12 protein-coding genes are annotated in these 15,379 nt (G+C 58.4%); 7 read left to right on the forward strand and 5 right to left on the reverse strand.

Annotated elements, in window-relative coordinates:
* Positions 1 to 266 precede the first annotated feature (266 nt).
* The 7 genes from IPM54_37455 (at position 267) to IPM54_37485 (ending at position 10,938) form a co-directional block, all read left to right on the forward strand.
* Positions 267 to 1,199, forward strand: coding sequence for a hypothetical protein (locus IPM54_37455; GenBank protein ID MBK9265461.1), 933 nt, complete (start codon positions 267 to 269; stop codon positions 1,197 to 1,199).
* A 193-nt stretch (positions 1,200 to 1,392) separates the two neighbouring features.
* Positions 1,393 to 1,980 carry an imidazoleglycerol-phosphate dehydratase HisB gene (gene hisB, locus IPM54_37460; protein MBK9265462.1) on the forward strand — a complete coding sequence of 196 codons (588 nt, stop codon included), beginning with the start codon at positions 1,393 to 1,395 and terminating at the stop codon, positions 1,978 to 1,980.
* A 2-nt stretch (positions 1,981 to 1,982) separates the two neighbouring features.
* On the forward strand, positions 1,983 to 2,630 hold the full coding sequence (hisH, locus tag IPM54_37465; protein MBK9265463.1) for an imidazole glycerol phosphate synthase subunit HisH: 648 nt from the start codon (positions 1,983 to 1,985) through the stop codon (positions 2,628 to 2,630).
* Positions 2,627 to 3,763 (forward strand): hypothetical protein, encoded by a 1,137-nt coding sequence (locus IPM54_37470; protein MBK9265464.1) that lies wholly within the window; start codon positions 2,627 to 2,629, stop codon positions 3,761 to 3,763. Before hisH ends, IPM54_37470 begins: the two co-directional genes overlap by 4 nt.
* A 74-nt stretch (positions 3,764 to 3,837) precedes the next feature.
* Complete coding sequence (locus IPM54_37475) at positions 3,838 to 5,760, forward strand: hypothetical protein (GenBank protein ID MBK9265465.1); 1,923 nt, start codon at positions 3,838 to 3,840, stop codon at positions 5,758 to 5,760.
* On the forward strand, positions 5,699 to 8,137 hold the full coding sequence (locus IPM54_37480; GenBank protein ID MBK9265466.1) for a hypothetical protein: 2,439 nt from the start codon (positions 5,699 to 5,701) through the stop codon (positions 8,135 to 8,137). The genes IPM54_37475 and IPM54_37480 overlap by 62 nt, the downstream gene beginning before the upstream one ends.
* A gap of 80 nt (positions 8,138 to 8,217) precedes the next feature.
* A complete protein-coding gene (locus tag IPM54_37485; GenBank protein MBK9265467.1) occupies positions 8,218 to 10,938 on the forward strand; it encodes a TonB-dependent receptor in 2,721 nt (906 codons plus the stop codon).
* 61 nt (positions 10,939 to 10,999) lie between these two features.
* On the opposite strand, the gene IPM54_37490 is transcribed toward IPM54_37485, so the two are convergent.
* The 5 genes from IPM54_37490 to IPM54_37510 all read right to left on the reverse strand — a co-directional run bounded on the left by IPM54_37490 (position 11,000) and on the right by IPM54_37510 (position 15,363).
* On the reverse strand, positions 11,000 to 12,637 hold the full coding sequence (locus IPM54_37490; GenBank protein MBK9265468.1) for a hypothetical protein: 1,638 nt from the start codon (positions 12,635 to 12,637) through the stop codon (positions 11,000 to 11,002).
* A complete protein-coding gene (locus IPM54_37495; protein MBK9265469.1) occupies positions 12,634 to 12,969 on the reverse strand; it encodes a hypothetical protein in 336 nt (111 codons plus the stop codon). The genes IPM54_37490 and IPM54_37495 overlap by 4 nt, the downstream gene beginning before the upstream one ends.
* Positions 12,970 to 13,037: 68 nt before the next feature.
* Positions 13,038 to 13,937 (reverse strand): hypothetical protein, encoded by a 900-nt coding sequence (locus IPM54_37500; GenBank protein ID MBK9265470.1) that lies wholly within the window; start codon positions 13,935 to 13,937, stop codon positions 13,038 to 13,040.
* Between the two features lie 4 nt (positions 13,938 to 13,941).
* Positions 13,942 to 14,946: a hypothetical protein gene (locus IPM54_37505; protein ID MBK9265471.1), complete on the reverse strand. Its 1,005-nt coding sequence runs from the start codon at positions 14,944 to 14,946 to the stop codon at positions 13,942 to 13,944.
* A gap of 33 nt (positions 14,947 to 14,979) precedes the next feature.
* A complete protein-coding gene (locus IPM54_37510) occupies positions 14,980 to 15,363 on the reverse strand; it encodes a DUF4280 domain-containing protein (protein MBK9265472.1) in 384 nt (127 codons plus the stop codon).
* Between the last annotated feature and the right edge of the window lie 16 nt (positions 15,364 to 15,379).

The raw sequence follows: 15,379 nt of genomic DNA on the forward strand, positions 1-15,379 counted from the left end.
GCGGTGCATTCGTGCGCTGTCGATTCTTGTGAAGCTACCAAATGCAAAGACGTAGGAACACGCCTGCAATCGGCTCGAGGCATTCCCTGGATTGAGCGTTTCGATGAGGCTCGACGAAGTGTTTCGCATGGCCAAACGTTTTACTTGACCAAGGGTTCGTCCGTGCTACCGTCCGCCCGTGCGCTTGGTGGAGATCGTTACTACACCTGGGAAAAAACCGGAACTTTACGCTTCCCAGCCATGGCCAAGCGTGGTAGAGGAGACGTATGACCACGACTGCTCCCGGGCCTCAAATGGTCAATCCGCAACGGGTCAAACGTCGTCGCGCTGCTGGCGGGGACGTTTCGGTGGACGACGACCCCACCGAGTATCCTGAAAGCGAAGTCATGTGCCGGGAGCCGGTCGAGACCGAGATTTGCCTGCAGCTCCAGCCGGTGTTGCGCCGGTTTCTGGCAGAGCGGGGGATCGTCGCTTTCGTTGGTTCGGACAATTTTATTTATTGGGTCAAGGGAAACATCAAGGCGTGCGTAGCGCCGGACATTTACGTGCTCCCTGGCATCGCCCCAACGAGTCGCCCGACGAAGTGGGCGGGCACCAAGGACGAGCAGTGTTGGAAGACGTGGATTCATCAAGTGGTGCCGAGTGTTGCGATCGAGGTAAAAGCGCGGCGCGTGCCGCGCAAGGATGAGCTGCAATCGCCATCTCGCCACGATGCTTTGGGGACCAAGGAATTGATCGTCTTCGATCCGTTCCACCATCGACGCAGAGCTCCACGAAAGCGTTTCGCCGTCTACCGAAGGGACGCCGTTGGCAAGCTCGTGATCGTGCTCGAGACCAATGACGATCGGGTGCATTCCGAGCAGCTCGATGCGTTCATCGTGGCTCAAGATGAAGGGGACGACGCGCTCTTGCGGCTTGGCGTGGGTCCGAACGGGGAAAACCTCTTGCCGTTCGAATCGGAGCTCGTGGAGCTGGAGACGCGACGAGCGGAAAAGGCGGCGCAGCGTGCAGCGCACGAAACGCAACGCGCAGACGAAGAAGCTCGCTTGCGACAGGAAGAAGCTCGCTTGCGACAGGAAGAAGCGCGCTTGCGGCAGGAAGAAGCTCGACGCGCGGATGAGGCGATTCGCCGCGCGCAGGAGCTCGAAGCAGAGCTTGTGCGCTTACGTGCGGGCACGAGCAAGGGCCGTAGTCGATAGGTCCGCTGGTTGGGGGTTGGCCACCGCATTCAATAGCTCGCAGGACGCGGCGGCGCGATTCCGTCCGGCGTTTCCAAGGCCACTCGACGACCTGCCTCGAACAGCGTCGAACGATTCGAGGTTTCACGCCGCCACGACGCGACGAGATCAGCTATAAACGCTGTCGACGCCTTTGCTGCGTCAGGATGAACGCATGGCACGAACTGCTCGGGTGGAGCGGACCACCCACGAAACCAAGATTTCCGTCGAGATCAACCTCGATGGCACGGGGCGCTCGAAGATTTCGACGCCGCTGCCGTTTCTCACGCACATGCTCGAACAAGTCGCGCGGCACGGTCTGTTCGACGTGACGATCGATGCGGAAGGAGACGTGCAGATCGACGGGCATCATACGACGGAAGATCTCGGCATCGTGCTCGGGACCGCGTTTGCAGCAGCGCTCGGGGACAAGGCTGGCATCGCGCGGTACGGCGAAGCGACGTTGCCGATGGACGAGGCGCTCGTGACGTGCGCGCTCGACTTGTCAGGGCGCACGTATTTCGTGTTTCGTGTCCCATTGCCGAAGGCGAAGGTGGGCACGTTCGACGTGGAGCTCGTGCCGGTGTTTTTCGAAGGGTTTGCCCGCGGAGCACAATGCAACTTGCATGTGCGTATGCACGAAGGGGAAAACCTGCATCACATCATCGAGATCAGCTTCAAGGCATTTGCCAAAGCGCTGATGCGCGCGACGCGCATCGATCCGCGCGTGGCGGGCATTCCTTCGACGAAAGGGAGCCTGTAGGCATGCTGAGGGTCGTCGTCGTCGATCTTGGAATGGGCAACCTGCGCAGCGTGGAGCGAGCGCTTTGCCAAGCAGGGGCCGATCGCGGCGTCGAGGTTTCCATTGTGCGGAGCGGAGAGCCCGAAGACGTTCTCGGCGCCGATAAAGTGGTGGTGCCGGGACAAGGGGCCTTTCGAGATTGCGCGTTGTCGCTGGCCAAAGGCGTGGGAGATGCATTGCGCGAGTGCATGGCTCGGGGCAAACCTTATTTGGGCATTTGTTTGGGGCTGCAAGTGCTGTTCGATTCGAGCGACGAAGCGCCGGGGGCAAAAGGTCTCGGCGTTTTCCGCGGTCACGTCGCGCGACTCGATCCGGGCACGGGCGAAAGCGCAGTGAAGATCCCGCACATGGGCTGGAATCAGCTCGAAATGGCGCAACCTCCGCCGGGCATATTTCGCATTTGGCAGGACGAGCCTCCGCACGTTTACTTCGTTCATAGTTATCATGCTGTCCCGGATGATCCATCGCTGGTCGTGGCCACCGCGCGTCACGGAATCAATCGCGTCACGGCGGCGATCGCGCGGGACAACGTGATCGCCGTGCAGTTTCACCCGGAAAAGAGTCAATCGGTGGGGCTCGAATTTCTCGGTGCATTCTTGGAGTCGGCATGACGTTGGAGCACAGGATGCAGGCCATTGCGGCATCGATCGCTGCGGCGATTGCGATGTTGCCGTCCAGCGCGTTTGCCCAAGACATCGCCGTTCCTCGGCTGCATCCGGCCTTTGCGGGCGATCGCCTCATTGGAGTCGCTTCTCCCGATGGCGTGGGTCACAAGTCGCTTCATGCTGCGCTCTACTTCGATTATGCTCGAAATCCGCTCGTGCTTCGGCGCGTCGAAGACGGCACGACGGACGAAGAGATCGTCGGGCGGCAATTGATGATGCACGTGAACGCGACGTATCACCTGTGGGAACGAATTGCCATCAATGTCGATGTTCCATTCGCCATTTTTCAAACGGGCAATTGGGTGCAGCGGCCGAGCACCGCGGCTCTTGGCGATATCAGTTTGGGTATCCGCAGTCGACTCGTCGGCATGCCGGGCAAATTGTTTCACTTGAGCATCGGAGGCCAATTGTGGTTTCCCTCGGGCACGGATTCATTCGTGACCGACGGCGCATTTCGCGGCCTTGGTCAGGTGATTGTGGGAGGTCGCGCCATCGATCGAATCATTTGGTCGGTGGCCATTGGGCCGGAATTTCGCAAGACGCAGTCGTTTTTGTCCTTTCAGCAAGGTACGTCGCTCAATGCGGGAGCGGGCATTGCCGTGCTTTTGGGCGATACGCGCGCTTTGCAGCTCGGGCTCGAGTCCACCGTGTCGCAGGTGCTCGTCAATCCGACGACGGCGAACTTGAATGCCGAAGCGATGCTGCACGGTCAACTCCGCGTCAGCCCTCAATTCGTTGCGGGCCTTGGAGCCGGGACTGGTTTGAGCTACGGCCCTGGCACTCCACAATTCCGGCTCGTGGCCATGTTTGCCTATGTCCCGCGACTCGAATCCACGCCGCCTCCGGATTGGGATGGCGACGGCGTCAGCGACGAAACGGACAAGTGCCCTCAATTCGCCGGAATGCGCGAATTCGGCGGATGCCCGAACCGGCCAGCTCGAAAAGTTGACGAGCCAAAGAAAACGCCGGTCGAAGCTGCGCCGAATCCAGTGGACTCGGAACCGGCGACCGAGTCGTCACCGAATCCAGCGGACACACCACCGGCGGCGGATCCTGCACCGAGCCCGCCCGTGCCGTGAACAATTACCGCGGCAGATCCATGCATTCAGCTTGACATGGCCGACGGTTTTCGGTGTGCTCGTTTCCATCTGCCATGCCGAGCCGCACGGGATTGCTTTTTCGAATCTTCGTTCTCTTCTTGCTCGCGCTCGTCGTCGCCGCGCCCATGGGTTGCATCGGGTGCGGCAGTGATCGCGATGCGGCGGAGGTGAAGGATCAGCTTGCCGTTCATTTTCCCAAAGAAAGAAACGAAGCATTTTACACGGACGATCCCTTCGTTCCCGTCGGCACCGATGGGTATGCAGCATCGTCCGTGGAGATGTCGAGCTCGGATGGCATCGAACCGGTCGAGATCACGCTTCCCGTCGAACCGGACGACGGCGTGCGGTTTGCGTCGCGCGATGGATTCGTCGTGGTCATGCGATCGCTGGATGGCCTTGAACGAGCGGTCCTTTCGGACGGTGTCATTACGTACGACCACGAAGGTGGCGGGCAGGTGTGGACGGCGAAAGAGGGTGGGTTCGATGTGTCGCTTTTCTTGAAACCCGGGTTCGTCGAGCAAGAAGGGTTCACTTGGCGCTGGGAACTTGTGGGTGCGCGAGCGAGACCGGATGGCGACGATGTGGTCGTGATGGATGACCGCGGAGCTTCGCGGCTTCGAGTGACGCTCGTGAAGAATGGTTCGTCCGAGCATATCGATACGCGGCTTCGATTGACGGGAAAGGAATTGGCGCTCGATGTGCCGAAGGGCCCGTCGGCGGTGCTTTTGCAGATGCGCGTGAAAGCCGTCGAGCCTTCGGAAGGGGACGACGCGACCGTCCCGAAGCAGAATGCGGTGAATGGCACGGCGTGCACGCTGGGCAGCGAATGCGATAGCACGTTTTGCATCGACGGCGTTTGTTGCGACAATGCGTGCACGGGCACGTGTTCGGCCTGTACGGCGACGCTCAAGGGCCAAGGCGTCGACGGCGTTTGTGGTCCCATCAAAGCGAACACGGATCCGCAGAACGAATGCCCGGCCGGAGCTTGTTATGGCAATGGCTCGTGCAGGCGCGACAATGGTCAGCCTTGTGCGAGTGGAAGCGAGTGCATGAGCTCGGTCTGCGCGGACAACGTATGCTGCGATCTTGCGTGTACGGGCATCTGTATGGCGTGCACGACGACGCTCAAAGGACAGGGAGCTGATGGTTCGTGCGGGCCGATCATGAATGGGCTCGATCCGAACAACGAATGCACGGGCGGCTCGTGTGATGGAATGGCTGCGTGCAGACTCGACAATGGCGAGACGTGTACGACGGGCGGTCAGTGCGTGAGTGGGAATTGCGTCGATGGAGTTTGTTGCGATACGACGTGCACGAATACGTGCAAAGCGTGCAACTTGCCCGGAAAGCTGGGGACTTGCTCGAACGTGCCGCAGAACCAAAACGATCCGGTCACGTGCGCCGCTGCGTCGGAGTCGTGTGACGGAAATGGGTTCTGCAAATTGGCCAATGGTGAGAACTGCACGCAGGGCTTGGAGTGCATCAGTGGATTTTGCGTGGACGGCGTGTGTTGCAATAGCGCGTGCACGACGGTGTGTTCGAGCTGCGCGGTGACGGGCAACGTTGGAAGTTGCTCGCCGATTGCATTGGGCAACGATGACTTTTTTCCGCCCAACGCTTGCGTTGGAGCGGACAGACAATGCAATGGTGCGGGCGCATGCAAACGCTTCAATGGTACTCAATGCGCGAGCGGCACGGATTGCGTGAGCAATTTCTGTGTCGACGGCGTCTGTTGCAGCACTTCGACATGCGCGAACTGCCAATCGTGCAACGTTTCGGGCAACGAAGGAACGTGCCGAAACCTTGCCATGAACGATACGGATCCCAATGCGGTTCCCGCGTGCACGGGCACGACGGCTTGTGACGGAAGTGGAGCCTGCAAGAAGATCAACGGCGTTGCGTGCACGAATGGCGATGGCACGCAATGCATCAGTGGATTTTGCGTGGACGGGGGTTTGCTGCAATTCGGCGTGTAATGGCACGTGCCAAGCTTGCTCGACCACGAAAAAAGGTTCCGGGGCGAACGGCGAATGCGGGGACGTGGCCAATGGAACCGATCCCGACGCAGAATGCGGCGCTCAACCGGCTTCCACGTGCGGGAACACGGGTATTTGCTCGAGCGGCGCTTGCCAGCAGCATCCTTCGGGAAGTATCTGCGTCGCAGCGTATTGCAGCCCCGACGGCTTGACGCAATTCAATGCGGATACCTGCAATGGCGGAGGCGCATGCATCGACGCAGGTTCCAAGCCCTGCGCCCCTTACATTTGTTCGAGCAATACGTGTCTGGCCGCTTGTTCCAGCCAATCGCATTGCAACGTCGCTGCGTATTGCGACGGCGCCACGAGCACGTGCGTGTACAAGAAAGTGCAAGGATCCGCGTGCGCCGCGGGCGTGGAATGCCAGAGCGGCCATTGTGTCGACGGCGTTTGTTGCGACGCGGATTGCGCCGGAACCTGCAAAGTGTGCAATGCTTCCGGCACGTGCGTCAACGTCGCAGCCGGCACGCAAGACAATACCTGCCAAGCGCAAGGACAAGCCTGCGATGGGAGCGGAATCTGCAAAAAATCCATCGGGCAATCGTGCACGGTGAGCACCGAATGTTTGTCCAACTTTTGCGTGGATGGTTTTTGCTGCAACACGAATTGCGCAGCAGCATGTCAGGCATGTTCCGACGCGAAAAAGGGAACACCCGGGCAAATGAAGGACGGGATTTGCGAGAACGTCGTCGCAGGAACCGATCCCAACAACGATTGCGCACCGGAAGCCGTAACGACGTGCGGCAACAACGGTTTTTGCGACGGCATGGGGCAATGCCAAAAATACGATAACACCAAAGTATGCGCTCCTCCCGTGTGCATCGACGGCGACACGCTGAAAGGTCCCAATCTTTGTGACGGCGTCGGCTTCTGCGCCATGGGGGAAACGGAATGCGCTCCTTATGCGTGCAAGAACAACGCATGCAAAATGACGTGCGCCAGCAATTCCGATTGCGTGACCGATGCCTATTGCGACATGCAGGTGTGCCTCCCCAAAAAGCCCGACGGGCAAGTTTGCGCGAGCGGCGGACAATGCCAGAGCGGGCAATGCGTGGACGGCGTTTGCTGCGCCAGCGCGGCGTGCGCGGATTGCCAAGCATGCAACCTCGCGGGAAATGGTACCTGTACGCCTGTCGCCGCGGGGCAAAAAGACGGCATGTGCTCGGGCGCCGACAAGGCGTGCGACGGCGCGGGGAATTGCAAAAAAATCAATGGCCAGAGCTGCGCCGCGCCCGCCGATTGCGTGACGAACAATTGCGTCGACGGCGTGTGCTGCAACGTTGCTTGCCAAACGACCTGCCAATCGTGCAACGTCGTTGGTAACGTCGGCGTTTGCTCGAACGTCGTGAGCGGCCAGGACGACGGCACGTGCACGGGGTCCGATGTCGCTTGCGACGGTCAAGGCGAATGCAAAAAAGAGCTCGGACAAACGTGCAGCGCAGCAGCCGAATGCCTCGTCGGCAAATGCGTCGATGGAGTTTGCTGCAATGAAGACTGCACGGAGACATGCAAAGCGTGCAACCTCCAAGGCACGCTAGGACTATGTTCCTTCGTGCCCGAAAATGGCAAAGATGAAGGCAATTGCAACACCCCCACGCTCAGTTGCAATGGTTCCGGTGACTGCGTCAAGAGTCTTGGCGAGGCCTGCACGACGGGCGCCGAATGCGCCAGCAACCATTGCACCGATGGGGTGTGCTGCAATATCGAATGCGGTATCGACTGTCAATCGTGCAACGTGCCCGGAAGCGTCGGCACCTGCTCGGACGTTCCAGAAAACCAGCAAGATGGTGCCTGCATCGACGGGAAAGCTTGCAATGGCGCCGGAAAGTGCATGGTCGAGCTCGGCAAAAAGTGTGGCGTGGGTACGCAATGCTTGAGCGGTTTCTGCTTCGACCAAGTTTGTTGCGACGCCGAGTGCGGCGGCGATTGCCAAGCGTGTTCCGTCACAGCAGGCGCTACCGCGGATGGCACGTGTTCACCGCTCACCGGGACGACATGCGACGACGGAAACCTTTGCACTCAAACGGATGTTTGTCAGGCTGGCACGTGCAGTGGTTCCGAACCCGTCGTTTGCGAGGCCCCCGGCACATGCCAAAACGAGGGCGTTTGCAATCCCACCACCGGCATTTGCGAATATTCGGACCAAGGTCCCGAATGTACCGATGGGAAAAACCCCACGGGCGGCGGTTGCGCGTGCAGTGCCGCAGGTGACTCCTCTTCACGTCATCGCAATATTGCATGGTTCATCGGCGCCCTCGCGCTTGCCGCAGTGCGACGCCGCCGAAGCTCGGGCTGCCAATCGCCGAGGGCTGCATGAGTGCTCACAATGCTTGCACCGCACAACACTTGTTTGCCGACTTCTGGCCCTCGCCTCCCCAATTGTCGTAGGATGTGCACGTGCTTCTGAGTCGTCCTTTCCGCTTCGCCAAGCGCGTGTTTGCGCCGCGGCTTTGCCTGCCTGCGCTTACCGTGACTGCAGTGCTTGCTCTTTCTGGCAACGTTGCAGCTCAGCCCAAAGTGCCCGACGTAAAATTGCCGGAAGCGAAGGTGCCCGACATCAAGGCCCCCGATGTCAAAGTGCCCGAGGTCAAGCCTCCAGAGATCAAGGCGCCCGATGCCAAAGCGCCCGATGCCAAGGCGCCCGATGCCAAGGCGCCAGACGCAGCAAAACCGCCCGCGCCGCCGCCCGTCGATGATCAAAGCGACAGTGAAGTCATTCTTTTCGATGATCCCAAAAAACCCGCGAAGAAAGGCGCCGTTCCATCGACGTTGCCCGCCGAGCTGAAAGGCAACGTCAAAAAGGGGACCCGTGCTGGCTTTCGTGACAATTCATCCGGACCCGTGACGATTGAAGAAATCGTCAATTCGCCAGTCGTAACCGCCAGCAAACGTCGCGAAACCGCTTCCGAAGCACCGGCCTGGGTGCTCGTCGTCTCGGCCAAAGACATTCGCGACCGCGGTTATACGGACCTTTCGCAAGTGCTCGACGACTTGCCAGCCATGGACGTCGTCCGCCCCGGAGGCGATTATTACGTTCGCAGCTACGTTCGCGGATATCGTTCAATCACGGCGGAACCCTTTTTGGTGATGGTCGACGGTGTCGTAGTCAATCATCTATTTTATCGCCATGGCCAAATCATGGCGACGTTTCCTCTGACGAACGTCAATCACATCGAAATTGCTTATGGTCCGGCGTCTGCCGTGTATGGTGCCAATGCCGCCATGGGCCTCATCAACGTGATCACGAACAACGGGAAAGATGCCCAAGATCAAGGGCGCACGGGCGTGGGAATCCGCTCTCGGCTCATTTTCGGCGGTCCGCAAGGAAACTTCAGCTCGATTGGCGACCCCACGAAAATCGTCGACGCGACGGCACTTTACACCGCTCGCGGTTGGCGTTTTCGCCTGAGCGGCCGATTCGAAGATGGCGTGCTCGACAAATCCATCGGGGATCGTAAGTCGTTCCGGTATTCGCAAGCATCCATGTATGCCGACCCCGCGCTCTGGAACCAGACCGTGCTCGACTTGTACCCGACGCTTGCGGGGGACTTTCATTCGGTCGATCGCAAAGCGGCCATGGATGCGCGCCTATATCTCGGAGAAGGCACCGAAATTGCCGCACAAATGTTCGTGCAATCCACGGGGTTTGGCACGGCTTACCCTGCCGATCGCCAACAAGCAGGCGGATTGTGGACCGAACAGGAAATCAGCATTTACGGTCGCCACGTGGCCGAGCTTTCTCCGCACGTCGGTTCGACGACACTCGTGCAGTTTCGGCATAGCAGCGTCACCTCCCCCACGACGTACCTCACGCGCGAGTATGGCGAAAACGGGCCGGAGGCCGTGATTTATTCGCGCACATCTCCCCATTATGGAGTTTTGGTCACCCAAGATTTCGATATATCGGCGCCACGCAATCTATTATTTTCGTCCGACCAATTGTCCCTCGGTATCGGTCTCCGTTTTCAGCACGTCGAAAACAACCTCGGCACGGGGCTCGGCTACAACGAAGTCGCTCGAAGCTGGTACCCGATCAATTCGCAAGATCCTCTCGGCGAGTCCAACGTGCTCATCGGACAACACGACGTCCCCTCGCTAGGTGTCGACGATCTCGGTGGGTACGTCATGGCAAAGTTTCAATTGTTCAATGCGCACGCATTGCATGCTGGTATGCGGCTCGAACACGGTTCGCTACGAGACAGCACCGGCGTCGTATTCCGCGGTGGTTACGTCGGGCAGTTCGTTCTTCACGAAACATCGACGCCCAAATCCCGGGAAATTCAGCAGATTTCGCTCACCACCAAGGTTCTTTATGGGCAAGGGCTCTTCGAGCCGGGGCTCTATGAAGTGACCCGCACGCGCTACACGGATTCGGACGCCGACGCCGAGCTCGATGCCGTCGAAGAGCCTTCGCATACCATTGAAGCAAGCGCCGATTTGCTCGTGCGTAAATTCCTCTCCGTACACGCGGGTGCGTATTATTTCCAGTCGACGAACCCGATCATCGACACCCCCATCCAGTCGGATACCGACATTCAACAGGGATTCGTCCACCTTGGCGAAAGGCAACTTGCAGGCCTCGACGTCGGCGCACGATTCTTCTACCGGCCCATTCAGCTCTGGGCCTATTATTCGCGCATTCTTCATGCCGAAGACAACTGCGACGGAGGTCTCTTTCCGTCGGATTATTCTTGCGCGGGCACTCGTTTCGTCGGCGATGTCGCGTTGAACAAGGCTTGGGGCGGCATTACGTTCGACAATGGGCCCTTCACGGCCACCATCATGGGACGCTTCATGGATGCTCGCGAGACCGTCGTGACGAATCCCATTCGATCCATTCCCGCGTACGGCACGGTCGACGCCAACGTCCGGCTGACCAACGTTCCTTGGGAAGGGTTTTCGTTTGGCCTTCGCGTCACGAACATTCTCGGTACACAATATAGCCATCCGGGAATTCGCACCGCGGACTCGGGCAATGCCCCCATTTCGATTGCCGGTGACGGAACGGTCACCGGAAGCGCAGGCGGATACAATTCGCGTTTGCTTCAGCCCGCGCGCGGTTTTTACGCGACCATCGGATTCGATCTCGAACCTGCCGAAACGACGACGGCGAAGTAACTCTTGTATGGATAGGTAGAAGCGCTTCGGGCTTCTACCGTGGTTTCATACCCACGCAGCGCTATTCCTTGTCCTGCGTTTCCATTCGGATCACGCCCTCGGAAACCGTGATCATCTGCCAATCCTTGTCCTTGGTTCGTTCGATCACGAGCTTCGGCTTTTGCTCTTCGTACAAATGCCGTATCGACGTTTGATCCGTCGCGGTCTTGCCCATCAGCAGGTGATTGCCTTGCGATTCGGCCGCAAGGCGCCCACCGGGCCTGAAATCCAAAAATGACCTCACGAACGCTCGATCGAAGTAAAGCTCCAATAACACTCGCTGGTCACGATACGCCGGGAAATAAAAATGCCCCGGTTGGTAATACGGCAAAAACGGCGCAATGACCACCGTGTCGTCGAAAAGCGGGACTTTGACGCGATACACGTCCTGCGACGAAGCATCCTGATAGATCTGATACGTCTCCTCGGTCTCTTCCCCCGTTTCACTCTTGACTTTCCCCTCGACGTGATACGGCCACACGGGCGCAACGAATGCCGCACGCCGGAACGTCACGTCAGCGGCGAGCTCCAAATCGATTTCGTGTTCGATCATATATGCATTGGCGGCTTCCGCATTGTCGTCCGTCGCTTCTTGGCTCACGGCCCACGCCACGATACGCGTGCGACGAACTCGATACGTCTTGCCGGATTGATAGACGTTCGTACCATACGCGGTATCGAGCTTCGCCTGATTCGGCCAGACGACGGGCGTCGTCGGAAACGACTTGAAAAACACCACCGCCTCGGGCTGCCGCTGCTTGCTCCGTCCGGTTTCGAGCGTCGCGCGCGAGGTGGTGTCGTTTTCGATGGCCGACCGAATCAAATGATCCGTCCGAACCCCAGTGACGCTCTCGGCATTCGTAATGCCCTTCTTTTTCGTTGCCGCATCCGTGTATGCATTGAGCACGTTGCCCACGTCGCGGCGCACTTCGGGGAAGTATGCCTCGACCAGCGCAATTTCTTCCTTTTGCAAGGTTTTGGCGGAACCCCCGTCCGGTTTTTCCGATACGATTGAATAATCGTCGGCCGCGGAATCATAATGCAGGCCGAGGTTTTCCTTGTCCAAAAACCACATCAGAAAATCATAAAACGATGCGTCGTTGCCACTTACTCCCAGCCCGAGCGAACGCACTGCGTACTGCGTGGTCGCCGCCGTCCACGGATACTTGATCGTCACGCCCGCAGGCTTGTTGTCCTCCACAAGGTCTTTCATCGTCTTGTCGACATAAAGCGCCGTTGGATGATGCTGCCGCCAAAGCACGGAACCGCGATCCGCGAAATGAATCGCATACTTGCGCTGCAATACGGGCTTTCCGCTCACATCATCGAATGCTCGCTCTTCGACGCTTCGTGCCGAAACGAGCCCCTTCACCGTCATTGGCGTAGCTTCGCCCCACTCCTGATCACGCTCGCGCTTACACGTGAGCGATACATCAATCACGTCCGTCCCAACGAACGCGGAAAATAAGGTATCCTCCGATTGCGAAGTATTGGCGACGAACCAGAATTCCGCCTGTCCGAAAATACCATACGGCAAAATTTCAATCTCGAAATACTTGATGTCTCCTCCGGCAATCGAAAATGCTTCCCCTGCAATGGTCAATTCGAGCGTCACCTCGAGCCTGTCCCGGAACGACGTTTCGCTTGCTCCGTTCGTCATTTCGTTTTACCCTTCAATGCATCTGGCGGCAGGATCTCGAATTCGAACCCCCGCTGCGTCACGTGAATCGTCATGCGTACGATATTGCCGGACTCGATGCAACGCATCGTCGCCAAGATGCGCGCACCCGTTCCATCGTTATCGTGCACTTCTTTGATTTTCCCCACGAGCTCCACACGCGGCTCGTAAAGACGCAGGTTTTCCGCAACCTCGTCCATGAGCCTCACGAGCATTTCGTCGCCCTGCCGAGGTCCAGGTCCCGTGAGCCCAAACGACGGAACGAAGGATCCCGTTCCGCGTCGCGTACCGAGCACGTGACGTAGATTTCGCACGACGTCCTCAGCTTCGTTCGATGCGGTAGGATCAACGAAATGCTTGTGGAGAAACATTCGACATCTTCCTATCGCAGTTCGGCGCCATTGCCAAGTTCTGGATATAGCAGGATCGTGTGCGGGGACGGTTGTTTGTCGCGAATTCGATCGTACCCGAGCCTTCCCTTCGTTTGCTTTCGCGGATCTTCGATTTTTGCGTATCCCGTGTGCCACAAGACGCGCAGACGCAGCGCAAGCGGTATGCGGTGGGGTTCGATCAGCGGCAAGAGCCGATCGCGGAACCTTTGAAGCACGACATCCGCCCACGGACGCCCATAATGATCGGTTTCGTATTCGACCGTCAATTCGACGACGAATCCTGCACTCTCGGAAGGATAAATTTTGCCGAGCACCCCCGTCCCGTCGAGCTTCGACATGCCCATCATCATGGCGTGTGCCGCCGTGTCGCTCGGAAATTCGCGCCGCCAAACGCGCACCGGAAAGTCCGGAAAATACCTTTGAAAGAGCCACGACAACGTGCTCGTCGAACCCGGGCCCAGCATACGAAAATACGAGGCGAGCAGGCGACCATAATCGCCGTATGGCCCCCCCGGATCTTCAGGATAGATGCCCCAAAGGTAATTCTCGACCAATCGATTATCAAAAAAACGCAGAAAGTCGTAAAATGCCGTGCTTCGCGGGCTCGTTTGAATCACGTCGAAAAAATAGGCGGGAAGTAGCGTGCCTTCGGCGAGCAGCCCCAAGTTCAATGTGATGATCACCGTGCCCGCAGGTTTTTCCGGAAATCGAATCGCCTCGATGATCCCGGGAGACGCAGCATCCTCCGAGCTCCCCTCGAACATGATGCTGTCTCGACCATATCCGTGATCGCGCAGCACATCGAGCAGCGGGCGCAAATCGAACCTCATCGCCTCCCGTACGAGACGCTCTTCGAATGGCATACCCGCAACTGTGGCATCCACGACCATCGCATTACCCTCGCACGAATTTGTCGAGGTCTACCTTGTAAAATTGCGACGATGTTTTCCACGCAAACGAATCACGATTGTCGATGTGTTCCCCAAGCGTTTCGGCGTGCGTCGACAATAGTTCGCTGAAGCGCGAAAGCAGCGCAGGAAAATAGATCCGAGGGTCGAAGTTCTCGATGATGTTTTGCACGTCCTCGGCCACGATCGCCGCCTTCATCAGGTCGCCTTTTTTGACGAGCTTTTCGAATGCCTGCAATTTCGCGAGGAATTCGGCGAATTGCGGCGAAATGTCGAGCGTCATCGTTCGTTTGCCCGCCGTCTTCGATTTCACGACCGGTGCCTGCGCCACCTCGTCGCCCTCGAATTCATTTTCCTCTTCCACGGCGGCGTCATCGTTCGTCTCCGCGTCCGGCTGCGCCGATACGGGCTTCGTCGATTCGCCAGGCGTCTGCTCCGCTGCGGAAAGCTCTTCTGCCAAGTCTCGCAATGCACTCACGAGCGAACCGAGCGCCATTGCGGGCTTTTCCCAAGCACCACCCGCCAGGGCCGCATCGACCCGTCTGGCTCGCTCGAGAATGTCCGAAATCGACTCGCTCGTAACGCCGACCCGCATGTTTTTCCAAGCCGTCCCGCCTTCCTTCCGATAATACGCAATGTGGTCCGACATGGTCGTAAATAACCAAGCCATCCGTTTCGCGTAAAACGCTTCACGATTCTTTTGCGGTCCGATCGATTGCAAATTTTGCTCGAGCGTCGTCACGATGACGTCGAATATCGAGCCGAGAGCCGCAATCCCTCCCTCGAGAAAGCTTACGAAAAGCAGATACGACAGCGGACGAATGTCGAAAATGCCCTCTTCCGCGAGCTCCTCGGCCACATTGGCCGCCTTGTCGAAATTGCGTTTTTCGAAGTGCTCGATGATCGCCAGAAGGCGTTCGTCCGATGATTCGAGCTCCGCGCCAGGTGCCCCTTCGAGGGCGCTCGAGTATATCGACAAATCACGGGCCACGTCATCCTCCTCGACCTTGGCGCACTCGCCACGTCATGCTTGTACGACGAACTGTCCGGGCGATAGAATCGAAATGACACCGCCATACGAACACATGCATTTGGAATTCATATCGAGCGCGGGCATATTTCCCACGAGCACCGTCGGCGTACCGGGCACCCACGGAGCTGCGGTCATTGGAGTGCACGGCATCGGCGTGAGGACTCCGAAAGCGGCCGCTGTCGCCGATGCGACGGCGGGGTTTGCCATGCTCATGCACATCGCAAACGGCAAAATATTCACGAATGGCTTGTTATCCATGATGTTCGCAATCGGAAGCGATTGCAAAACTCGATTCGCAGGAAGCACGACGAGCGACGACGGGGCGGCCCCGAATGAGCATTGCATCATCGCTCCCATGCACGCTAGCGTTGCCATTTCGTATTCTCCTCTA

Source organism: Polyangiaceae bacterium (assembly GCA_016715885.1).
Taxonomy (GTDB): domain Bacteria; phylum Myxococcota_A; class Polyangia; order Polyangiales; family Polyangiaceae; genus Polyangium.